This is a genomic window from Burkholderia sp. 4M9327F10 (assembly GCF_005503145.1).
GTDB lineage: Bacteria > Pseudomonadota > Gammaproteobacteria > Burkholderiales > Burkholderiaceae > Paraburkholderia.
This window is the reverse complement of sequence record NZ_SCNV01000024.1, coordinates 1-22,074: the sequence shown is the minus strand read 5'-3', so window position 1 is coordinate 22,074 and position 22,074 is coordinate 1. Positions and strand designations below refer to the sequence as shown.

Annotated in this window: 21 protein-coding genes and 2 tRNA genes; 4 read left to right on the top strand and 19 right to left on the bottom strand. The window is 61.0% G+C overall.

The annotated features are described in order from the left end of the window. Window positions 1–18: 18 nt before the first annotated feature. On the bottom strand, window positions 19–705 hold the full coding sequence (locus FFS45_RS21240) for an HAD family phosphatase (protein ID WP_137956597.1): 687 nt from the start codon (window positions 703–705) through the stop codon (window positions 19–21). Window positions 706–1,173: 468 nt separating this feature from the next. Between FFS45_RS21240 and FFS45_RS21235 the strand changes: the two genes are divergently transcribed. Further along, complete coding sequence (locus FFS45_RS21235) at window positions 1,174–1,752, top strand: YcxB family protein (RefSeq protein ID WP_137956596.1); 579 nt, start codon at window positions 1,174–1,176, stop codon at window positions 1,750–1,752. On the opposite strand, the gene catC is transcribed toward FFS45_RS21235, so the two are convergent. The 3 genes from catC to FFS45_RS21220 all read right to left on the bottom strand — a co-directional run bounded on the left by catC (window position 1,729) and on the right by FFS45_RS21220 (window position 4,229). Further along, entirely contained in the window at window positions 1,729–2,019 is a 291-nt protein-coding gene (gene catC, locus FFS45_RS21230; protein WP_137956595.1) for a muconolactone Delta-isomerase, read from the bottom strand. The two genes, FFS45_RS21235 and catC, sit on opposite strands and share 24 nt — an antisense overlap. 96 nt (window positions 2,020–2,115) lie before the next feature. Further along, on the bottom strand, window positions 2,116–3,024 hold the full coding sequence (catA, locus tag FFS45_RS21225) for a catechol 1,2-dioxygenase (RefSeq protein WP_137956594.1): 909 nt from the start codon (window positions 3,022–3,024) through the stop codon (window positions 2,116–2,118). Window positions 3,025–3,071: 47 nt separating this feature from the next. Beyond that, the gene (locus FFS45_RS21220) at window positions 3,072–4,229 is read right to left on the bottom strand and encodes a muconate/chloromuconate family cycloisomerase (protein WP_137956593.1); all 1,158 of its coding nucleotides are present in this window, start codon (window positions 4,227–4,229) and stop codon (window positions 3,072–3,074) included. Between the two features lie 103 nt (window positions 4,230–4,332). Here FFS45_RS21220 and FFS45_RS21215 point away from each other — a divergent pair, with 103 nt between their 5' ends. The 3 genes from FFS45_RS21215 to FFS45_RS21205 all read left to right on the top strand — a co-directional run bounded on the left by FFS45_RS21215 (window position 4,333) and on the right by FFS45_RS21205 (window position 7,937). Then, a complete protein-coding gene (locus tag FFS45_RS21215; RefSeq protein ID WP_137956592.1) occupies window positions 4,333–5,220 on the top strand; it encodes a LysR family transcriptional regulator in 888 nt (295 codons plus the stop codon). Between the two features lie 459 nt (window positions 5,221–5,679). Then, window positions 5,680–6,846: a carbohydrate-binding protein gene (locus tag FFS45_RS21210; protein WP_137956591.1), complete on the top strand. Its 1,167-nt coding sequence runs from the start codon at window positions 5,680–5,682 to the stop codon at window positions 6,844–6,846. Window positions 6,847–7,157: 311 nt separating this feature from the next. Further along, entirely contained in the window at window positions 7,158–7,937 is a 780-nt protein-coding gene (locus tag FFS45_RS21205; RefSeq protein ID WP_137956590.1) for an alpha/beta hydrolase, read from the top strand. A gap of 281 nt (window positions 7,938–8,218) precedes the next feature. Here FFS45_RS21205 and FFS45_RS21200 read toward each other — a convergent pair. From FFS45_RS21200 to FFS45_RS21125, 15 genes are all read right to left on the bottom strand, one after another. Continuing rightward, window positions 8,219–8,295 (bottom strand) — tRNA-Pro (locus tag FFS45_RS21200). Between the two features lie 75 nt (window positions 8,296–8,370). Then, window positions 8,371–8,781, bottom strand: coding sequence for a MerR family transcriptional regulator (locus FFS45_RS21195; RefSeq protein WP_137956589.1), 411 nt, complete (start codon window positions 8,779–8,781; stop codon window positions 8,371–8,373). A gap of 46 nt (window positions 8,782–8,827) precedes the next feature. Then, entirely contained in the window at window positions 8,828–9,238 is a 411-nt protein-coding gene (locus FFS45_RS21190; RefSeq protein WP_137956588.1) for an integration host factor subunit alpha, read from the bottom strand. 69 nt (window positions 9,239–9,307) lie between these two features. Beyond that, window positions 9,308–11,746 carry a phenylalanine--tRNA ligase subunit beta gene (gene pheT, locus FFS45_RS21185; protein WP_137956587.1) on the bottom strand — a complete coding sequence of 813 codons (2,439 nt, stop codon included), beginning with the start codon at window positions 11,744–11,746 and terminating at the stop codon, window positions 9,308–9,310. Between the two features lie 201 nt (window positions 11,747–11,947). Beyond that, entirely contained in the window at window positions 11,948–12,961 is a 1,014-nt protein-coding gene (gene pheS / locus FFS45_RS21180) for a phenylalanine--tRNA ligase subunit alpha (RefSeq protein WP_171029702.1), read from the bottom strand. Between the two features lie 157 nt (window positions 12,962–13,118). Continuing rightward, the gene (gene rplT / locus FFS45_RS21175) at window positions 13,119–13,478 is read right to left on the bottom strand and encodes a 50S ribosomal protein L20 (RefSeq protein WP_006052502.1); all 360 of its coding nucleotides are present in this window, start codon (window positions 13,476–13,478) and stop codon (window positions 13,119–13,121) included. 29 nt (window positions 13,479–13,507) lie between these two features. Next, the gene (gene rpmI / locus FFS45_RS21170; protein WP_111935491.1) at window positions 13,508–13,705 is read right to left on the bottom strand and encodes a 50S ribosomal protein L35; all 198 of its coding nucleotides are present in this window, start codon (window positions 13,703–13,705) and stop codon (window positions 13,508–13,510) included. Between the two features lie 276 nt (window positions 13,706–13,981). After that, window positions 13,982–14,506, bottom strand: coding sequence for a translation initiation factor IF-3 (gene infC, locus FFS45_RS21165; RefSeq protein WP_074263967.1), 525 nt, complete (start codon window positions 14,504–14,506; stop codon window positions 13,982–13,984). A 49-nt stretch (window positions 14,507–14,555) separates the two neighbouring features. Further along, window positions 14,556–16,463 (bottom strand): threonine--tRNA ligase, encoded by a 1,908-nt coding sequence (gene thrS, locus FFS45_RS21160; protein WP_137956586.1) that lies wholly within the window; start codon window positions 16,461–16,463, stop codon window positions 14,556–14,558. 279 nt (window positions 16,464–16,742) lie between these two features. Next, window positions 16,743–16,819 (bottom strand) — tRNA-Val (locus FFS45_RS21150). A gap of 198 nt (window positions 16,820–17,017) precedes the next feature. Continuing rightward, window positions 17,018–19,261, bottom strand: coding sequence for a bifunctional (p)ppGpp synthetase/guanosine-3',5'-bis(diphosphate) 3'-pyrophosphohydrolase (locus FFS45_RS21145; protein ID WP_137956585.1), 2,244 nt, complete (start codon window positions 19,259–19,261; stop codon window positions 17,018–17,020). A gap of 63 nt (window positions 19,262–19,324) precedes the next feature. Continuing rightward, window positions 19,325–19,678 carry a RidA family protein gene (locus FFS45_RS21140; RefSeq protein WP_137956584.1) on the bottom strand — a complete coding sequence of 118 codons (354 nt, stop codon included), beginning with the start codon at window positions 19,676–19,678 and terminating at the stop codon, window positions 19,325–19,327. Between the two features lie 79 nt (window positions 19,679–19,757). Further along, the gene (locus FFS45_RS21135) at window positions 19,758–20,678 is read right to left on the bottom strand and encodes an alpha/beta hydrolase (protein ID WP_137956583.1); all 921 of its coding nucleotides are present in this window, start codon (window positions 20,676–20,678) and stop codon (window positions 19,758–19,760) included. A 504-nt stretch (window positions 20,679–21,182) separates the two neighbouring features. Beyond that, on the bottom strand, window positions 21,183–21,824 hold the full coding sequence (locus FFS45_RS21130) for a CoA transferase subunit B (protein WP_137956582.1): 642 nt from the start codon (window positions 21,822–21,824) through the stop codon (window positions 21,183–21,185). A gap of 2 nt (window positions 21,825–21,826) precedes the next feature. Further along, window positions 21,827–22,074 (bottom strand): CoA-transferase (locus FFS45_RS21125; protein WP_283204767.1); only part of this gene is annotated, 248 nt, incomplete at its 5' end.

The window sequence follows — 22,074 nt, the reverse complement described above, 5'->3', positions numbered from 1 at the left end:
TGTGAGGGAGAGTCGCCGTTATGCGCGCGCCCATTGCGCGAGTATGGCCGGCAGATGTTCCATCTTCTCGAACACCTTTGCGACACCGGCGTCACGCAAGCCTTCGGGGCTGCTGTGAGCAAGCCCGGCGGGACTGTAGCCGAATACCGTCGCGCCCGCAGCGACGCCGGCTGTGGCGCCGGTCACCGTGTCTTCCACAATCGCACAGCGCTTCGGGTCCACGCCCAGGGCCTGCGCGGCAGCGAGGTAGACGTCGGGATGAGGCTTGCTGCGCGGCATTTCATGGCCGCTGAAGATGCGCCCGGCGAAGCACTCGAACATGCCGGTCTTCTTCAGTTGCATCTCGACCTTGTGCCGGTCCGCGCCCGAGGCAACCGCAATGCGGCCATCGAGCGCCTCATGAAGGGTTCGCACGGCTGCGGCCGCGCCGCCGATTTCCACCAGTTCGAGTTCGAGCGCCGCGTTGCGGCGTTCGCGGAACTGCGCGATCCATGCATCCGTAATGGCGACACCCGTGTTGGCCTCGATCAGCGGCGCCTCGTCGCGCACCGTCTTGCCGATGAAGATGCGCGTGGTGTCTTCGACGCTGATGGGCCAGCCGAGCTCGCCTAACATCTCCGACAGTACGCGGTTCGTGATCAGCTCGGAGTCGACAAGCACGCCGTCACAGTCGAACAGGACGGCGTCGAAGGGGATAGCAAGCATGGTGTCCAGCGGAAAAAGAGTTTCAAAGCGCTAAAGAATACTGTAGGTTGAGATTCGCTGCCGGGAGCCACTCAGTTGAGCGGCCCGCAAAACGGCACGTTGTCTCGCGGCAAGGCGCCTGGGGCGGCGGGATTCTTTCCAGCCGGTAAGGCGACTGAAACGGGGTTGTGTGTGGTTTTGCCTGGTTGCGCCCGGTTTTGCCCGATTTTGCTTTGCGGCTCCATCCCCGGCCAATGGCTCTCTATTCGAAGGCATTTTTAATGCGCATGGAATTCGGCATCTAAAGGCTTTCCGCGTATTACGAAAAATACTCAATTTCGTGAACTTGCCCGTCACGATATTAATGCAGAATGAGTTGATGGTGTTCGGATTCTCGATTTATTTTAATGAAACGGGTATAAGCTAAGAGTAGTAGCGGCTTCGCCTCATGGACTCATTCTTTAGGCAGCAATGCAAGCGCCAACGAAAATGAACGATCGCTCACCGCGGCTCCCTTTCCACGTTTTCGTCACGTTGACGGAAGACGATTACGTCGCGGCGAACATCGTTCTGTATTCGACGGGGCGTACGGCAAAGCGGCGCATGAAGTCCGTCGCAGGCGCACTGGTCGTCGGCGCGCTGATAGGCTGGTACTGGTGGCAAACCCATGACGAACTGGCCAATCCGTGGCCTGGCGTGATCCTGTTCGCCGTTGCCGGCGCTGCACTGACATTTGCCATCCAGACCGTGTTCGTTCCCATGATCCTGAGGCGCGTCATGCAGCGCGCAGTTGCCTCGCTGAAAAAGCGTGGCCCGATACCGTATCTTGGACGGCAACAGGTCACGTTCGACGAAACCGGCGTGACCGGCGAGTCGGGTTCGTCGTCGATACGCCTGAACTGGTCAACGCTGAACGCACGCGTGGATGACGCGGATCGTATCTATCTGCTCTCGGGCGGAACTGCGTTTGTGGTGCTGCCGCGCCGCGACTTGTCGCCGGTCGAGCTCACTTCCATTGAAGATATTGTGTCGCGTTACATGCCCTCAGCGATCTCCGTCACGAATTGATGACGCATGCCGGCATAGCGCCCGCACTTCGAGTTGCATATAGGGAAATAAGGGCAACTGGCTTAGCACATCATGCAATTGTGCTGGGCTTTCTACATCGAATACGCTGATATTCGCGTAGTGGCCGGCGATACGCCACAAATGCCGCCACACACCTTCTTCCTGCAGTTTCTGCGACATCGCTTTCTCATCCGCCTTTAGCCGCGCTGCGCGCTCTGCGTCCATGTCAAGCGGCAGGTTAACGGTCATTTCTACGTGGAACAGCATTGCTTACCCCTCATCAGTCATCCAGGTCCGGCTGCGCTGCGAGGCAGCCGCAACCGGTCACCATCCCAAACGCTATCAACGACATGAGCACGCGCTTCAGACCTGGGCACGCACACGTTCGACTTCGGCATCCGGCAAGCTGTTACGCTCCTTGAACAGGGTGAAGTCGAAATCGATCAGCGCGAAATTTCCCTCCACCCCATACGGCTTGCCTTCCGCGCCCTCGGCCTGCTTGACGGCCGGCACGAGACCATCGCGCGTGGCAAACGCAAAGTCATCCCACAGATAGGGATCGCCGTCGATGTTGATCTGCGTGGTCAGCTTGCGAAAACCCGCCGCCGAGACGAAGAAGTGAATATGCGCCGGACGATGCCCATGACGGCCAAGCTGATCGAGCAACAGTTGGGTCTGACCTTGCGGCGGCACGCTGTAGCCGACCGGCACGACACTGCGAAAGCTGTAATTGCCGCCCGCATCCGTGCGAATCGAGCGGCGCAGGTTGAAGGCCGGTTGTGATTTGTCGAAGTACGAGTAATTGCCAAGATGGTTTGCGTGCCACACCTCGACCAGCGCGTTTGCGAGCGGCTTGCCGTCTTCGCCAAGCACGCGACCGCGCATCACCAGGGTCTGGCCCGGATCGGTACCGTCGTCGAGCCGCGCATGACCCTCCGACACCGGCGCACCGGCCACATACAGCGGCCCTTCGATGGTGCGCGGCGTGCCGCCCTCGACGCCCGCCTTCGCTTCCGCTTCGTCCAGACGCAGATCGAGAAAATGCTCGAAGCCGAGGCCCGCGGCCAGCAGGCCCAATTCGCCGCTCTTGCCAGCGTCACCAAGATAGTTCAGCGCCGTCCAGAATTCGTTCGGCTGCACGTCGAGGTCTTCGATCGTATAGAACAGATCGCGCACGATACGATTGACGATCTGCCTCGCGCGCGGGTTGCCTTCATTGATGGCGCTGTCGTTGATCTTCTGCAGCAGTGAGTCGATAGCTTGCCTGTTCATGGGGTATCTCCTTCATGTAATGTTATGGATAGCTAATTTAAATTTACTTAGCCAGCGGTAATACTTGTGCCCTTGTGCGTATCGCGCCGTAGACGGTCAATCTTGCTCCAGTCAAGGGCGATGCCGAGACCCGGCCCTTGTGGAAGCTCCAAGGAAAAATTCTCGTAGCGCAGCGGCTCGGCAAGAATCTCTTCGGTCAGCAGCAACGGCCCGAACAGTTCCGTGCCCCACTTCAGTTCGCTGAAGGTACTGAAGAGTTGCGCCGAAGCAATCGTGCCCACCGCACCCTCGAGCATCGTGCCGCCGTACAGATCGATATTCGCGGCAGTGGCGATCGCCGCGACGTGCGCGGCGCCGGCGAGGCCGCCCGATTGAGCGATCTTCACGGCGAAAACGTCGGCAGCGCGCATGCTGGCGAGGGCAAAGGCATCGGCTGGGCCATGCAGCGCTTCGTCAGCCATGACCGGCACCAGCGCCAGATCCGTGAGCCGTTTGAGACCGGCGCGATTCGCCGCGGCAATCGGCTGTTCGAGCAGTGCGACACCTGCTTCGGCAAAACGCCTCGTGGCCCAGATCGCTTCTGCTTCGCTCCATGCCTGATTCACATCGACACGCACTTCAGCGCGTCCTTCGAGCGCCCGTTTGATCGAGACCACGTGTGCGACGTCATCGGCCACGGAGCGCGAGCCGATCTTCAGCTTGAACACGCGATGACGCTTCGCTTCAAAGACCCGCTCGGCTTCGTCGATATCGCGCCCGGTATCGCCGCTCGCGAGCGTCCACGCAACCTCGACGCTATCGCGCACCCGGCCGCCGAACAGCTCGGACAAGGGCACGCCAAGGCGTTGCGCCTGAGCGTCGAATAGCGCGGTTTCAACGGCGGATTTGGCAAAACGGTTGCCCTGAAACAACGCACGCAGCTTCGCCATGGCAATGCCCGGGCGGGTCGCATCCATACCTTCCAGCAATGGTGCGAAGTAGGTGTCAACGTTGACCTTGATGCTTTCCGGGCTTTCCTCGCCATATGCAAGACCGCCTATGGTGGTGCCCTCGCCCACACCGACGAGGCCGTCGGCGCAGCGAATACGCACCAGCACGAGTGTCTGGCAGTTCATCGTGGCGACCGAGAGCCGGTGCGGGCGGATCGTCGGCACATCGACGAGAATCGTCTCCACGTTCTCGATCCTGACGGGTGTTGCTATCATTCCTTGCGCTCCTGAACTGCTTTGCCGAGGTCACCATCTTAGGAACAAACCTGGCAGGCAGTCCAACACCCATTCCGACTACTTCCATACCTTAGAGGTATGCATGGAAATTCGCCAACTGCGCTACTTCATTGCGGTCGCGGAAGAAATGAACATCACGCGGGCAGCCGATCGCCTGCACATGACGCAGCCGCCGCTTAGCCGCCAGATCCAGCAGATCGAGGAAAGCGTGGGCCTCGCGCTGTTCGAACGCGGCTCGCGGCCGCTACGCCTGACCGAGGCCGGCCGCATCTTCTATGCGCAGGCGAAGCGTCTGGTCGGCGAAGCCGATGAACTCGCCCCGCTCACGCGGCGTCTCGCGCAACTGGCGGAACGCATTGTGATCGGCTTTGTGCCGTCGACGCTGTACGGTGCGTTGCCTGCGGTGATCCGTGCATTCCGAGAAGCCGCGCCAAAGATCGAAATTTCGTTAATTGAAATGTTTACCATCGAACAATTGGGCGCGCTCAAGGGCGGGCGCATTGACGTAGGCTTCGGCCGTCTGCGTTTCGACGATGCACAACTGGCGCGCGAAGTTCTCGTCGAAGAACGGATGATTGCGGCGCTACCGCAGGACCATCCGTTAGCGCGGCAAAAGAAGCCGCTGACGCTCGCCGCACTTGCGCAGGAAACCTTGATCGTCTATCCGAGCACGCCGCGGCCCAGCTATGCGGACCAGCAACTATCGGCAATGCACGACCATGCGCTGGAGCCAAAAGCGATTCATGAAGTGAGGGAATTGCAGACGGCGTTGGGGCTGGTCGCGGCGCAGGTTGGCGTGTGCCTCGTGCCGGAGAGCGTCGAGGGATTGCGGGCCCATGGAGTGGCATACCGGGCGATTCCCGCGGCGAATGCGGTGTCGCCGATCATCATGAGCCGCCGCTTGCAGGACGAATCACCGGCGACCACCTTGCTTTGCTCGCTGGCGCGTGAGCTGTTTCGGGGTGGATGAGTCCGCGGTTTCTGCGTGTCTGGCCATCCGCCCCCCTTGCAACCCATGCACACGAGAAACAATCCCGAATTCCATTTCGGATATCGATTCAAATCAGTTTTCATATTTTTTAATTCGTATTCCTCATCTACATCGAATAATCATGCGCCTCGCATTTTTCGATTGATTTATGCGATTCACCGCTATCGCCCAGTGCAAAAGCGCTGAATTTCCACATCAAGCTGATAAGCCTGCCAGTATCCTGGCCGGCAGTGAACTCCCAATAATACGCTGCCGCTATTTCGCTTCATTGCATGTGAAGCAGCGGTGCCGTGCTGGTCGAAATTTCCCCATTAGCCGAAGATCAGAAACGTGGAGAACGCTATGCTTTTCAGAATGAAGAAAGGACGGTCTGCAACAGTAATGCACGCAGCATTGAATGTCGCGACAGCTTCGCTGCTGTTCGGAACGTCATTTGGGATGTCATATGGACAGGCGTCAACAGTTGCCGCCTGGGCGCCCGATACGTATTACGCGGCCGGAACCATTGTTAGCTATAACGGCGGCGATTACCAGGCACTTGTCAATCAAACGGATTATTCCAGCGCGGGATGGAATCCGACGACGGCCACTTTGTGGGCACTGGTTGGTTCGGGTTCGGGTTCGGGTTCGGGCACCGGTACGGCAGCAGGATTCATCTACAGCCCGTACAAAGACACGTCGATCTCGATGGACTGGAACACCAACACCATCTCCACGAACGTGACCGGCAGGCTAAGCCCCGTGTTGTCCGTGCTGCCGACGGGCGTACCCGCACTGTCTCTCGCGTTCGCAACGGGCGAGTGCGGCAGCGAAAATTGGGCTGGCGTCGGCGGCAGTGCTCTCGCCACGGCAAACGTCTCGCTCTTCACCGCTGCAAACATCAACTACATCATTTCGACGGGCGGCGCGGCGGGAATGTTTACGTGCGGAACCGACGCGGGCATGGCAACGTTCATCGGCCGCTACGCATCCAAAAACCTGGTCGGCATCGATTTCGACATCGAGGGAGGACAAACCCAGGCCATCATCAACAGCCTCGTACAACGCGTCGTAACAGCCCAGCAGCAATACCCGAATCTGCGTTTCAGCTTTACGCTCGCGAGCCTTGCCCCTGCTCCGGCAGGCGCAAGCCAGGCCACCTCGTGGGGTTCCAGCGCGCCGGACAGCTTCAATACCTACGGCGACTGGGTCATGCAGGCCATTCAGACCTATGGACTGAAGAACTACACGATCAACCTGATGACGATGGACTACGGTTCGGCGATTCCAGGTAATTGTGTCGTGTCGAACGGCGCCTGCGAGATGGGGCAGTCGGCCGTGCAGGCGGCGATGAACCTGCACGATCACTGGGGGGTGCCGTACAGCCAGATCGAGATCACGCCGATGATTGGTGGCAACGACACGGCAGGCGAGACGTTCACGCCCTCCGATGTCGACACCGTCTCGGCCTTCCTGAAACAGAACGGCCTGGCAGGCGTTCATTTCTGGTCGTTCGACCGCGATGCCGACTGCGCGCCGGGGGCCGCATCGCCGACGTGCAATTCGATCGGCGGAGTTGGCGCGCTGGGTTATACCAACCGGTTCCTCAGCGATCTGGGTCTGTAACGCGCGCAACCGGGTGTGACGGGGCTCGGCTCATCTCCATTGAAATGCGCCGGTAGTTCGCTGCCTGCACGCACACGCGAGATGAGCCTAGTCAGCCCGGCTGCCTCCGCATGGTCACCCAAAAAAGACTTTGAAACAGATGGAATGTTTTCTCCGAGACTGTGTTCGCCTCTTCGTACACCAGCGTCCAGCGTTCGCGTGCTGTCGACAGCACTGACTGGATGGTGAGCTGGGTATGGTTCGCCTATCGGCCCGCAACAGCGGGTCAACGGAATCCGCACATTTTGTCCCTTATCTCTCGGAGAAGTCTCATGAAGTTGAATTCCTTTGTCCTCGCCGGTCTTGCCTGCGCCACGCTGCTGGGCGCCGCACCGTCATTCGCGCAAGACAGCGCCGCGCCGGCCGGCCCCGTCAAGAACATCGTGCTGGTTCACGGACTGTTTGCAGACGGTTCGAGCTGGGCGAAAGTGATTCCGCTGCTGCAGGCGAAGGGCTATCACGTCACCGCCGTGCAGAATCCGACGACCTCGCTCGATGCAGACGTGGACGCCGTCAAGCGTGTGCTCGCGCAACAGGATGGTCCGACGCTGCTGGTCGCGCACTCGTACGGTGGCATGGTGATCAGCCAGGCCGGTGACGATCCGAAGGTAGCGGGTCTGGTCTACATTGCCGCGCGCGCTCCGGATGCCGGCGAGGACTATCCGGCGCTGACGAAGAAATTCGGGCCTGCGCCTGCGTCGGCTGGCCTGCAATGGTCGGCAGACGGCTATGGCAAGCTCTCCGAGCAGGCCTTCATCAACGACTTCGCCGGCGACCTGCCGAAGGCTGAGGCAGAAACGTATTACGCGGTTCAGCAGCCGATCGGCAAGCCGATCACGATGGCGAAGACCACGGTCGCGGCATGGCACGACAAGCCGACCTGGTACGCCGTGTCGACCGAAGACCGCACCATCAATTCGGATCTGGAGCGCTTCATGGCGAACCGCATGCATGCGCATACGGTCGAGATCAAGGCGAGCCACGTGTCGCTGATTTCGCAACCGGTCCAGGTGGCCGACCTGATCCTTGAAGCGGCTGGTGCGCAGAAGTGATGGTGCGTATGTTGTCTCTTCGGGTGGGTGCATAGGGGCAGGCGGCCGGCCATTGATGTCCAGAATCAGTTGGCATGTTCAGTAGTGCGAATCTTTACGCGCCGGCTTCTGACCGAAAGCAGGTGATCCGGGAGAGGCTTACAGATCAGGCGTGTCGGTCGCATTTTCCGCAGGGCGGCACGGCCTGAATTTCAGGAACTTCCAATATCCCTTCTGCGTTGCGCAAATTTCAGGCACCAAAGAAAAACCCGCACAGCCTTACGGCTGTGCGGGTTGGATCTTGGTCGGGGCGAGAGGATTTGAACCTCCGACCACCTGCACCCCATGCAGGTACGCTACCAGGCTGCGCTACGCCCCGAACAGCTAAAAATTATAACAGACACTTCAATCGATTAGAACCGCCAGTCACCAACAAAACCGTGAAAGACGCTATTCAGTGACCCAGCAGGTCGATGATGTGAAGCAGTTCCTTGCGCAACTGATCGACATCGACCGTAGCGCTTGTCCTGGCGGGCGCAGCTTCGACCACCTCACCCTGCTGCTCTTCGACATCCTCTGCCCCACCCTGCACCGCACCATGCGAGTCGAGCCGGTTGCGCGCGCCGTTGATCGTGAAGCCCTGCTCATAGAGCAACTCGCGAATCCGCCGGATCAACAGCACCTCATGATGCTGGTAATAACGGCGATTGCCGCGCCGCTTCACCGGCCTCAACTGCGTGAACTCCTGCTCCCAATACCTCAACACATGCGGCTTCACACCGCACAGTTCGCTCACTTCACCAATGGTGAAGTAGCGCTTCGCCGGAATCGGAGGCAAGACGACTTTTTCGATCGTCGCTGTCATCGTCAGTTAGCCGTCGTGGTGGGTTGCGCAGGAACGCGCCAGTCGATCAGCGCGCGAAGCTTGCCTCAGCGCCGTTCTCAACCAGCGCCTTCAGTTTTTGACTTGCATGGAACGTCACAACGCGGCGAGCGGCAATCGGAATGGCCTCGCCGGTCTTCGGATTCCGGCCGGGACGCTGGGGCTTGTCGCGCAACTGAAAGTTGCCGAAGCCGGACAGCTTCACGCTGTCCCCGCTCTCCAGCGCATCGCGAATCACCTCGAAGAACGCCTCGACCATGTCCTTCGCTTCCCGCTTGTTGAGTCCGACATTGTCGAACAGCAACTCAGCAAGCTCAGCCTTGGTCAGCGTGGGCGTTTCCGCCGAGGTGTTAGCGGGTGATGTCGGAATATCGCGAATCATGGCGCTACGTTGCGCCGTCAGAAGGGCTTCGAAATCACTCGAGTTCATTTCATTCATATCTATCAAATGGCGCGTCACCCAGAAACCGGAGAATGCGAAAACTGCCGCATAAAGAGTATCCGAGGGTTATCCGCGCAACCGTGCGCCATATACTCGAGCCAGACGATCCACCAGGGTCTGGATGGCCAGATCGACCGTCTCATCCTGAAGGGTTCCGCCAGTATCTTGCAAGGTCACACGGAACGCAAGGCTTTTCTCGTGAGCTGCCAACCCACCGGAAGTATTTGATTTTGGACGGAATTCGTCAAAAAGCGCAACCCTGCGCACGCTCTTGCAAGCGTCCTCGGAAAGCGTCTTTTGCAGCTCGTCCAGCAGTGCCTGAACCTCGACTTGCTGATCGACAACCACCGCGATATCGCGACGCACCGGCGGAAACTTCGATACTTCCGACGGAACCGGCAATGTGCGCTGAATTAATGCTTCTGCTTCGATTTCAAACAGAATCGGCGCATGCGGCAAATCATATTTCTGCATCCAGCGCGGATGCAATTCGCCAATCCAGCCCACTGCGCGGCCATTCAATTCAATGCGCGCACTGCGTCCCGGGTGCAGCGCCGGATGCTCCGCTTTCACGAAACGCGCCACTGCCGGTGCGAGCAAGGCTTCCAGATCGCCCTTGACGTCGAAGTAGTCGACCGCACGCGATGCCGCGCCCCATTGCTCCTCGAGAGCCGGGCCGTAGGCCACTGCGCCAACCATCTTCGGCTGCGCGAAACCTTCCACCGTCAGTTCGCCCGCCTTGATGGCCGGATCGTGCAGGAACACGCGGCCGGCTTCGAACACGCGTACGCGGTCCGCCACACGACGGCTCAGGTTCGTACGCAGCACCTCGATCAGGCTGCCGAACAGCGTGGTGCGCATCACCGAAAGCTGGCTCGCGATCGGGTTCAGGAGGCGCACCGGCTTGTCGTTACCGGCGAAATCCTGCTCCCATTGCGCGTCGACGAAGCTGAAGTTCACCGTCTCGGCATAGTCGCGCGCGGCGAGCGCGTGGCGGATGTCGTGGATGGTGCGCTGGGTTTCGTTGGTCGCGCGCATTTCGCTCGTCGCGACCGGCGGACGCGCCGGGATCTTTTCGAAGCCGTAGATACGCGCAACTTCTTCGATCAGGTCTTCTTCGATCTCAATGTCGAAGCGGTACGACGGCGGCGTCACGGAAAACAGTTCGTCGCCCTCGCGTTCGAACGCGAGGCCCAGGCGCGTGAAAATCTGCGCAATCTCGTCGGCGCCAATCGCAACGCCGATGATGCGGTTGGCGCGTGCCACGCGCATCTTCACCGGCGCGCGCTGCGGCACGTTGACGATCTGGTCGTCCACCGGGCCGGCCTCGCCGCCGCAGATATCGAGGATCAGTTGCGTGATGCGTTCGATATGCTCGACGGTGGTCGCATAGTCGACACCGCGCTCGAAGCGATGGCCGGCGTCGGTCGAGAAGTTGTATTTGCGCGACCGGCCGCGAATGCTATCGGGCCACCAGAACGCCGCTTCCAGATAGATGTTGGTCGTATCCAGCGTCACGGCCGTGCTGTCGCCGCCCATGATGCCCGCGAGGCTTTCGATATGCCGGTCGTCCGCAATCACGCCGACCGTCTCGTCGAGCTCGACGGTGTTGCCGTTCAGCAGCTTGAGCGTCTCGCCCTTGCGGCCCCAGCGCACATCCATGCTGCCGTGGATCTTGTCCAGGTCGAACACGTGCGAGGGACGGCCCAGTTCGAGCATCACGTAGTTGGAGATATCGACCAGTGCGGAAATACTGCGCTGACCCGAGCGTTCGAGACGCTCGACCATCCACTGCGGCGACTTCGCGCGCGCATTCACGCCGCGAATCACGCGGCCGGAGAAGCGGCCGCACAGGTCCGGAGCCGAGATTTTGACCGGCAACGTTTCGTTCAACTTGACAGTGGCCGGCTTGATCTCGAGCGCACGCAGCGGCGCACCCGTGATGGCCGAGGTTTCGCGCGCCACGCCGAACACCGACAGGCAGTCCGCCTTGTTCGGCGTCAGCTTGATTTCGAAAACGGTGTCGTCGAGGTTGAGCGTCTCGCGGATATCCTGGCCGATCGGCGTGTCTTCCGGCAGGATCATCAGGCCGCTATGGTCTTCCGAGAGCTTCAGCTCGCGGGCCGAGCACAGCATGCCCTGGCTTTCCACGCCGCGCAGCTTCGAGAGCTTGATCGCGAACGGCGCACCACCCTCTTCAGCGGGCGGCAGTTCCGCACCCACCAGCGCGACCGGCACCTTGATGCCCGGCGCCACGTTCGGCGCACCGCAAACGATGTTGAGCGTCGCGCCCGTGCCGGCGTCGACCTGACACACGTTGAGCTTGTCCGCGTCCGGGTGCTTGACGACCTCGAGGACCCGGCCGACCACGATCTTCTTGGTCGCAGGCGCGGCGGGCCGCAGGCCTTCGACCTCGAGGCCGGCCATCGTCAGCGCGTGCGACAGCTCGTCCGTCGTCATCTGCGGGTCGACAAAGCTTCTTAGCCAGGATTCCGGGAATTGCATGGTTCTGTGTACGTTCTGATCAGGTTAGTCCACGTCCGGCCGGGACATTCTCCGGTCACCTCCTGGGTAACCGGGCGCCCTGCCGGTGGCACTTTCTTGCGGCGCGTATCTGCCTGTGTCTCTACATCTGGCAGCGTGCGCGGCCGCCCTCGTTACGCGTTTGTTGCTCGCTCGGTTGCTTGCGGCTTGCGATGTGCAGCGTCAGGCAAACTGCCGCAGGAAACGCAGGTCGTTTTCAAAGAAAAGACGCAGATCCTGCACGCCGTAGCGCAGCATCGTCAGCCGCTCGAGGCCGCTGCCGAACGCGAAACCGATGTAGCGCTCCGGGTCGAGGCCCATGTTGCGGATCACCGTGGGGTGAACCTGGCCGGACCCCGAGATTTCGAGCCACTTGCCGGCGTTCTTGCCCGTTTCGAACAGCATGTCGATCTCGGCCGACGGTTCGGTGAACGGAAAGTACGACGGACGGAAGCGCACGAGGATGTCGTCGCGCTCGAAGAATTTTTTGAGGAAGTCGGTGTAGACGCCCTTCAGGTCGGCGAAGCTGATGTTCTCGTCGATCCACAGGCCTTCGACCTGATTGAACATCGGCGAGTGCGTCGCGTCGCTGTCCACACGGTAGGTGCGGCCCGGCACGATCACCTTGATCGGCGGCGTGTTGGTGCGCGCGTAGCGGACCTGCATCGGGCTCGTGTGCGTGCGCAGCAGCAACTGGCGGCCGTCGGCGTCTTTGCCGTCTACGTAGAAGGTGTCCTGCATCGAACGCGCCGGATGGTTTTCCGGGCTATTCAACGCGGTGAAGTTGTACCAGTCGGTTTCGATTTCGGGGCCATCGGCCACGTCGAATCCGATCGTACGGAAAATCTGTTCGACGCGTTCCCACGTGCGCATGACCGGATGCAGGCTGCCTGCACCCAGGCCGCGGCCGGGCAACGTGACGTCAATGGCTTCAGCGGCGAGGCGCTGGTTCAGGAGTGCGTCGGCAAGCGCCTGCCGGCGGGCCGTCAAGGCGGCTTCCACCTGCTGCTTGACGACGTTGATCCGCGCGCCTTCCGTCTTGCGCGTCTCGGGATCGAGTTTGCCAAGGCCCTTCAACAGCTCGGTCAGCGCACCCGACTTGCCGAGAAAGCGGGCCTTCTCGTTCTCGAGGGTGGTGACGTCGTTGGCTTCCCCGAAGGCTTTTTGCGCGTCAGCGACAATCTGGTCCAGATCCATTGATCCCATCATTTCAACGTCAGTGTTCAATTGATGCAAAACTGGCTCGACCAACAAAAAAGGGGCTCGGTGAGGAGCCCCGTTTTTGTTGCAGCGTCACCGAGACTACCGGATCTTCGCTGCAACGAACCACGCAGTTTAATTGCCCAAAGCGCAATCAGGCTGCAACGGCGGCTTTCACCTGCTGAACGATCGCAGCAAAAGCAGCCTTGTCGAACACAGCCATGTCGGCCAGCACCTTGCGGTCGAGTTCGATCGAAGCCTTCTTCAGGCCGTTGATGAACACGCTGTACGTCATGTCGTGCTGACGCACCGCCGCGTTGATACGCGTGATCCACAGTGCGCGGAACACACGCTTCTTGTTGCGGCGATCGCGGTAGGCGTATTGGCCTGCGCGCATGACCGCCTGCTTGGCGATGCGATAGACGTTATTGCGACGGCCGCGGTAACCCTTGGCCAGCTTGATGATCTTCTTGTGACGGGCCCGTGCGGTAACCCCACGTTTTACTCGAGGCATGTTTCGCTCCTATGAGTGTCGGTTAAGGGTTAAGCGAACGGCAGCATTGCGCGCACGGAGTTCATATCGGAATCATGAACTGCCGTGGAACCGCGCAGATGGCGTTTGTTCTTGGTGGTCTTCTTGGTAAGAATGTGGCGCTTGAAGGCCTGACCGCGCTTGACGGTACCGCCCGGACGCACCACGAAGCGCTTTGCAGCACTCTTCTTGGTCTTCATCTTCGGCATGACAACTCCATTATTGATGGATATGGGTGTGCGGTCGACCAGTTGGCCACAACCCGCCCTTCGAAACCCAGTCCACTTGGTATGCAGCTGGCCGGTGGTGCTGGCCGCTGCTTTTCAGAAACGGTGCCCATTTGCTTAGGCGCTGTTCCGAAACCTGCTGGTCTTCGCCGCGGATGCACACGCAGGCGGCAAAGCACGATTCAATCTTTTCACAACAACGGCGCGCGCCTCACGGCGCGCAGCCCGACAACTCAACGGATAACCCAGGCGAGTTGCTTACTTCTTTTTCTTCGGAGCGAGCACCATGATCATCTGGCGCCCTTCCATTTTCGGCATTTGCTCGACCTGACCGACTTCGTCCAGATCTGTGCGCAGACGTTCCAGCATGCGCATGCCAATTTCCTGGTGGGCCATTTCGCGGCCACGGAAACGCAACGTGATTTTCGTCTTGTCGCCGTCGTCGAGGAAGCGGATGAGATTGCGCAGCTTGACGTTGTAATCGCCGTCATCAGTGCCCGGCCGGAATTTGACTTCCTTGACCTGGACAATCTTCTGCTTCAGCTTGGCCTCGTGCTGCTTCTTCGCTTCCGAGTACTTGAACTTGCCGTAGTCCATCAAGCGGCAAACTGGCGGTACCGCTTGAGGAGCGATTTCGACCAAGTCCACATCTTGCTGTTCCGACATGCGGAACGCATCAGCGAGTTTCACGATGCCGAGCGGTTCGTTCTCGACTCCGACCAGGCGCACCTCAGGTGCAGTGATTTCACCGTTGATGCGGTGCGCAGACTTATCAGTAGCGATGTTACGTTTCCTCTAAAAATTAAAAAAACGAGCCGGGCTGCCAGGTGGTTTACCTGAACGACTGCACGTCCTCACGCAGACGCTCAATGAAGGCGCTGACGGGCATTACGCCCAGATCAACCCCGCCACGGGCACGCACGGCTACCGTTTGGGCATCACGCTCTTTGTCGCCGACCACAAGGAGGTACGGCACCTTTTCTAGCGTGTGCTCGCGTATTTTATAGCTAATCTTCTCGTTGCGCAAATCGGCCTCTACTCTAACCCCTTGTTTTTGCAACGATTGGGCCAGCGACTGGGCGTATTCCGCCTGACTTTCGGCAATATTCATCACAACCACCTGCATCGGCGCAAGCCAGGAAGGCATTGCACCAGCATGGTGCTCGATCAGGATGCCGAGGAAGCGCTCCATTGATCCGACGATTGCCCGGTGCAGCATGATCGGGCGGCGGCGGCTGTTGTCTTCCGCCACGTATTCGGCGCCCAGGCGCTCCGGCAGCACCATATCGAGCTGCAGCGTACCGCATTGCCACGAGCGGCCCAGCGCGTCCTTGATGTGGTACTCCACCTTCGGGCCGTAGAAGGCGCCTTCACCCGGCAGCTCTTCCCACGTGACGCCGCAAGCCGTCAGCGCGTCGCGCAGGCCCTGTTCGGCACGATCCCAGGTCTCGTCGGTGCCGGCGCGCGCATCCGGACGCAGCGACAGCTTGATCTCGACGTTATCGAAGCCGAAGTCCTTGTAGACGCTCATGGCCAGCGTGTTGAAAGCGATCGATTCGCTGATGAACTGGTCTTCGGTACAAAAAATGTGCGCGTCGTCCTGCACGAAGCCGCGTACGCGCATCAGGCCATGCAGCGCGCCCGACGATTCGTTACGGTGGCACGAGCCGAACTCCGCGTAACGCAGCGGCAAGTCACGGTACGAACGCAGGCCGTGATTGAACACCTGCACGTGACCGGGGCAGTTCATCGGCTTGATCGCGTAGTCGCGCTTTTCCGATTCGGTCGTGAACATGTTTTCACGATAGTTCTGCCAGTGGCCCGACGCTTCCCAGAGCGAACGGTCCATGATCATCGGCGTCTTGATTTCGAGGTAGCCGGCCTCGTTCACGCGGCGGCGCATGTACTGCTCGACCTGCTGCCACAGCGTCCAGCCGCGCGGATGCCAGAACACCATGCCCGGCGACTCGTCCTGCATGTGGAACAGGTCGAGCTGCTTGCCGAGCTTGCGGTGATCGCGCTTCTCCGCCTCTTCGAGCATGTGCAGGTAGGCTTCCTGGTCTTCTTTCTTTGTCCAGGCCGTGCCGTAAATGCGCTGCAACTGCTCGTTCTTCGAATCGCCGCGCCAGTAGGCGCCCGCCACCTTCATCAGCTTGAAGACCTTCAGCTTGCCGGTGGACGGCACGTGCGGGCCGCGGCACAGGTCGGTGAAGCCGCCATGCGAGTACAGCTTGATTTCGTCGGACGACGGAATCGATTCGATGATCTCTGCCTTGTACTTCTCGCCGATGCTCTTGAAGTAGTCCACCGCTTCGCCGCGCGAAACCACGCGACGCGAAACCGGTTCGTCTTTCTTCGCCAGCTCCTGCATGCGCTTTTCGATCTTTTCCAGATCTTCCGGCGTGAAGGGACGGCTGTAGGCAAAGTCGTAGTAAAAGCCGTTGTCGATCACCGGGCCGATCGTCACCTGCGCTTCCGGGTACAGGTCTTTCACCGCGTACGCGAGCAAGTGCGCCGTGGAGTGGCGAATGATGTCAAGGCCGTCGGCGTCTTTTTCCGTGACGATGGCAAGCGCCACGTCATGATCGATCAGCGCGGACGTGTCGACCAGCTCGCCGTCGATCTTGCCGCCAAGCGCAGCTTTCGCGAGGCCGGGGCCGATGGAGGTCGCCACTTCGGCGACGGTCACCGGATGCTCGTATTGACGAACCGAACCGTCAGGCAGACGTATCGAAACCATTGCGTTCTCCGTGGTGCCGACCGGCGGCGGCACATACAACGAGGTGAAAAAACTAAAAGAGCCCAAAAAACCAAAAAAGCCAAAAAAAATGCGGCCCCGCTTTCGAGGGGCCGCATTCACATTTCCTGCAAACTACATTGGCGAAAGTGGTCCTCGACTAGCGTCGCTCCGAAGTAGTTTCGGTCAACGTTCGCGGTGTCATAACCGTATTCGCCTTTTTGCGCCAAGGCGCTTACTGCAGCTTGCGAAACCCCGGCATAACCGGAATTTCTCTTTCGTTGGTAGGCTCGATTGGACTCGAACCAACGACCCCCACCATGTCAAGGTGGTGCTCTAACCAGCTGAGCTACGAGCCTGAAGAAACGAGATTATATGGAGCCCCACATCGCTTGGCAAGTACTTTTGTACACCGATACTGAAAATTCCCGCGGCCCTTCTATCCGCGTGCAATCAATCGGAAACTGCGCGGAAACGCGCGGAATTTGCGCGCAGATCGGGCACAAGCGCGGGCAGAAGCGCGAGTACAAGCGCGAGTACAAGCGCCACCTCAAGCCTCAGGATTTACGCCCCGCCCGCAACACGCCCGTGACTTCGCCCAGCAGCGCGCAAGCGCGCTGAATCTGCGCGGCGCTCGACACTTCGACCGTGAACTGCATGAATGCGGCATTGCGGCGCGTCTGCGTTTTCACCCCAATCACATTCATCTTCTCGCGCGCGAACACTTCGGAGATATCGCGCAGCAAGCCCTGGCGATCGGTGGCGTCGATCGTCAGGTCGACCGGATACACCGACTGCCCGCGCCCGCTCATCACATCTGCGGACCATGCCGTTTCCAGCACGCGTTCGGGCGCGCGTTCGGCCATGCGCAAAAACGCCGGACAATCGCTGCGGTGAATCGACATGCCCTTGCCGCGCGTAACGAAACCGCTGATGCCGTCGGGCGGCGCCGGCCGGCAGCAGCGCGCGAGCTGCGTGAGCAAGGCGTCGACGCCCACCACCAGCACGCCCGTCGATGCGCCGTGCGCGACGCTCGAACCGCTGCTGCGCTTCTCGAACTGCTCGGGCGCCTCGACCACGGGTTCGGGCGGCGGCGCATCCTGCAGCGCCTGCTCGACCTGACGCAAGCTGAACTCTTCCTTGCCGACCACCGAGAACAGGTCGTCGGTGGTCTTGAAACCGAGTTTCGCGGCGAGCTGATCGAGATTGACGGAGGTCTTGCCTTCGCGTTGCAGGGTCTTTTCGACCATCGCCCGGCCGTTGGCGATGTTCTCCTGGTACTCGACCGCGTTGAACCACGCGCGCACCTTCTGGCGTGCCCGCGGGCTATGCAGATAGCCGAGCTGCGGGTTGAGCCAGTCGCGCGACGGGCCGCCCTCTTTCACCGCGACGATCTCCACCGTCTGGCCGTTCTGCAACTGCGTGTTGAGCGGCACCATCGCGCCATCCACACGCGCACCGCGGCAACGATGCCCCAGCTCGCTGTGCAGGTGATACGCAAAATCGACGGGCGTCGCGCCCTGCGGTAACGGAATCACGCGCGCCTGCGGAGTGAGCACATAAATGTGATCGTCGTCGAAAGTGGCCTGGCGCAGTTGCTCCCATGGCTGCGCGGCCCGCTTTTCGCCGTGCTCGCCTTCGGACACGTCGTCCTTCCACGCCAGCAACTGGCGCAGCCACGCAATCTTCTCGTCGTACTTCTCGCTCGCGGTGACCTGGCCGCCGTAGCCGCGCGTGCCGGCTTCCTTGTAGCGCCAGTGAGCCGCCACGCCGTACTCGGCGAACTGGTGCATCTCCTGGGTACGGATCTGCACTTCGAAGGCACGGCCATCGTCGCCGATCACCACCGTATGCAGCGACTTGTAGCCGTTCGGCTTGGGCCGCGAGATGTAGTCGTCGAACTCTCTCGGCACCGGTTGCCACAGGTTGTGCACGATGCCGAGCACTGTGTAGCAATCCTTGATATCCGGCACGATGACGCGAAACGCGCGCACGTCGTAAAGCTCGGAGAAGTCGAGCTCCTTGCCGTGCATCTTGCGCCAGATACTATAGATGTGTTTCGGCCGCCCGCTGACCTCGGCGCGAATGTGCGCGGCGGCGAGTTCCTGCTGCAGCCGCGCGATCGCTTCGGCCACGTAGGTTTCGCGCTCCGCGCGCTTCTCGTCGAGCAGCTTCGCGATGCGCTTGTACGTAGCAGGCTCTTCGAAGCGCAGCGCGAGGTCCTCGAGTTCCCACTTCAGTTGCCAGATACCGAGACGGTTGGCGAGCGGCGCGTAGATATCAAGCGTCTCGCGCGCCACATCGGGCGACGGCGTCAGCTTGGCCGCCGCGTAGTAACGCATGGATTGCAGCCGCGACGCGAGCCGGATCAGCACGACACGAATGTCCTGGGCGAACGCGAGCAGCATTTTGCGCAGCGCCTCGACCTGCGCACGCCGCGCGGCCTGCGCATCGCGCCCGGCTTCGGGAATGGCGTTCTGCGCGGCCCGCAAACTGACTGTACCCAGACGCAGCAGCTTGCGCACATCGCCTACGAGCTGCGCGACCTCTTCGCCGAAATTATCGGCAATCACCTGCTCCGGGTCCTGCAGGTGCGGCGTCAGCGCAAACAGGGCCGCCGCCAGCACCGCCGGCGGGTCGACGTTGAGCGTGCGCATGATCGCCGCCGTGCCCGCCGCGTGATCCGCCAGCAATTCGCCCGACGACAGCCGCACCTCGCCCGCATGCTCCCGCACGAACGCCATCGCCTCTTCGAAGGAAGGGGCGGGGACGGGTGCGGTCGTAACGGTATCGGTATTCATGGTGCGACGGCCCACCGGGCCAGACGGATCAACGGGGATTCAACAACACGTGCAGATGCGGACCTAGCTGTGTTGTGCAGCGACGACGACCACCTCAACCAGGCACTTCGGGTTCGCGAGCTTCGCTTCGACGGTAGCGCGCGGCGGCGTGGCGCCCTGCGCGACCCACTCGTCCCACACGGCATTCATGCCAGCGAAGTGAACCATGTCGGAGATATAGATCTGCACCGACAGCAGATGCGACTTGTCGCTGTTCACTTCACCCAGCAGACGGTCGATGTGGCCAAGCACTTCGCGTGTCTGGCCGGTGATGTCCTGGTCTGCGTCCTCGGCGATCTGGCCGGCAAGGTACACGGTGCCGTTATGCACGGCGATTTCGGAGAGCCGCTTGCCGACGTGGTGACGAATGACTGCCATAGAGATTCCTGATGTTGGTTAGGTTGAACAGGGATGCACTGCGGGGATGCACTGCGGGAACGCGCCGCGCAACCTCACATTATGACGCCTCGGCAGCAGGCCCGATAAAGAAGCCGCGCGCAATCTCGATCTGCTCCGCACTCAGAAACGCCGGCGCGTGACCCACACCGGCGATTTCCACGCTGGACACCGCCTTGCCTTCCACGACCATCTTTTCGACCGTTTCATGCGACAGCAGGTCGGACTGCGCGCCGCGCACCACCAGCACCGGTCCCTGGATTGCCTTTAAGGCGCCCCACAGGGCGGCTTCGCCGGCGGCCGCCACTTCGTCGGTAATGGCCGCGAACGGCTGGGCAATCCGAGGGTCGTAGCGGAAATACCATGCGCCGTCGCGCTCCTGCAGCAGCGGCGTATTGATCTCGCGCCATTCTTCCGGCGTCAGCGGACCGAACGATTGCGCCAGCAGCGCCGCGTAGTCGATACCCTGCTGCAAGGTTTCGAACTGCACCGGCTTGCCGAGGTACTCGCCGATGCGGGTCACCGCCTCCGGCTCGAGGCGCGGACCGACGTCATTCAGCAGCAGCTTGCGGATCGGCGAGTCCGGCATGCCTGCAAGACCCAGCCCGATCAGGCCGCCCATCGAGGTGCCGAACCAGTCCACCTTCTCGACGTCGAGCCGCGCAATCAGCGTGACCATATCCGCCACGTACTGCGGCACGGCGTAATAGTTGGGGACGTTTAGCCAGGATGAAAGCCCCCGGCCGACCACATCCGGGCAGATCACGCGGTAGGTGTCCGCAAAGGCCGCCGCCAGCCGGTCGAAGTCGCGTCCCGAACGCGTCAAGCCATGCACGCACACCAGCACGCGCGGATTCGCCGGGTCGCCCCATTCGGTATAGGCGACGCGGTGCAAGCCGCCAGGGCTCGCACACTGCACGAAACGTTGACGGGGCGTAGCCGGCCTGGCGGCAGCAGGCGAAGCAGAGGACGTAGCGGTCATCAAAATTTCCTTGCGAAGGCGTGGGCCTCGGTACGGCAGGTCGCGGGCCGCACTCGCCTGGCATAAGCACAGGTATAAGCACCGGCATAAGCGGCCGGCACAGGCACCTGGCACAGGCGGCGGCGAAAGCGGCCGCACGCGACCGGGCGGAGCAAATAAAAGCCACGCATAACGAGCCGAGGAAGGCGCGCATCAATGGGCGAGCATCGTAAAGACGATTGTAAACTGCTTTGCCGCGCGCCAAGGATCGGCCGAACGGCATAGGCGAAACCAAACGCGCTCGCGCGGACCGCAACAGCACCACCCCAAAGCAAAGCGGGCGATGACTCAACAAGTCTCGCCCGCTTCGCATCGGCTCTGCGCCGACGGATGTGTCGCACCTGGCGCCGCAAAGCCACCCGACAGACCGGCACGATCGGCCCTACAGACCCTATACGTTCTACACGCCCTTAGGCCCCATAGACCCTATGGGCCCGCCGGACCAATCGGCCAAACCAGGCGCAATCAGCCCACCGCGCTCACGTCGAGCGGTGCGCCGGTCTTGGCCTTGATCTCATCCACCGTCACACCCGGCGCCAGTTCCGTCACTTTCAGGCCATCCGCGGTGACTTCGATCACGCCCAGGTCGGTAATGATCTGATCGACCACACCCACCCCCGTCAGCGGCAGCGTGCATTCTTCGAGAATCTTGTGCTGGTCGCCCTTCGCCACGTGCTCCATCAGCACGACCACGCGCTTGACGCCCGCCACCAGATCCATCGCGCCGCCCATGCCCTTGATCATCTTGCCCGGGATCATCCAGTTGGCCAGATCGCCCTTCTTGCTGATCTGCATCGCGCCAAGAATGGCCAGGTTGATGTGGCCGCCGCGGATCATCGCGAACGAGTCCGCCGATGAGAAGATCGACGAGCCCGGCAGCGTGGTCACCGTCTGCTTGCCGGCGTTGATCAGGTCCGCGTCCACTTCCTCTTCGGTCGGCGACGGGCCGATGCCGAGCAGGCCGTTTTCCGACTGCAGCCACACTTCGACACCCGGCGGCACGTGGTTCGCCACCAGCGTCGGCAAGCCGATGCCGAGGTTCACGTAGAAGCCGTCCTGCAGTTCCTTCGCCGCGCGCGCGGCCATTTCGTCACGAGTCCATGCCATGATTACGCTCCTTTCGCGCGGACAATGCGTTGTTCAATGCGTTTCTCCGGATGCGCATTGAGCACGATGCGCTGCACGAAGATGCCCGGCGTATGGATGGCGTCCGGATCGAGCTCGCCCACTTCCACGATTTCCTCGACTTCCGCCACCGTGATCTTGCCCGCCATCGCGCACATCGGGTTGAAGTTGCGCGCCGTGCGGCGATAGATCAGGTTGCCCGACTTGTCGGCCTTCCATGCCTTGACCAGCG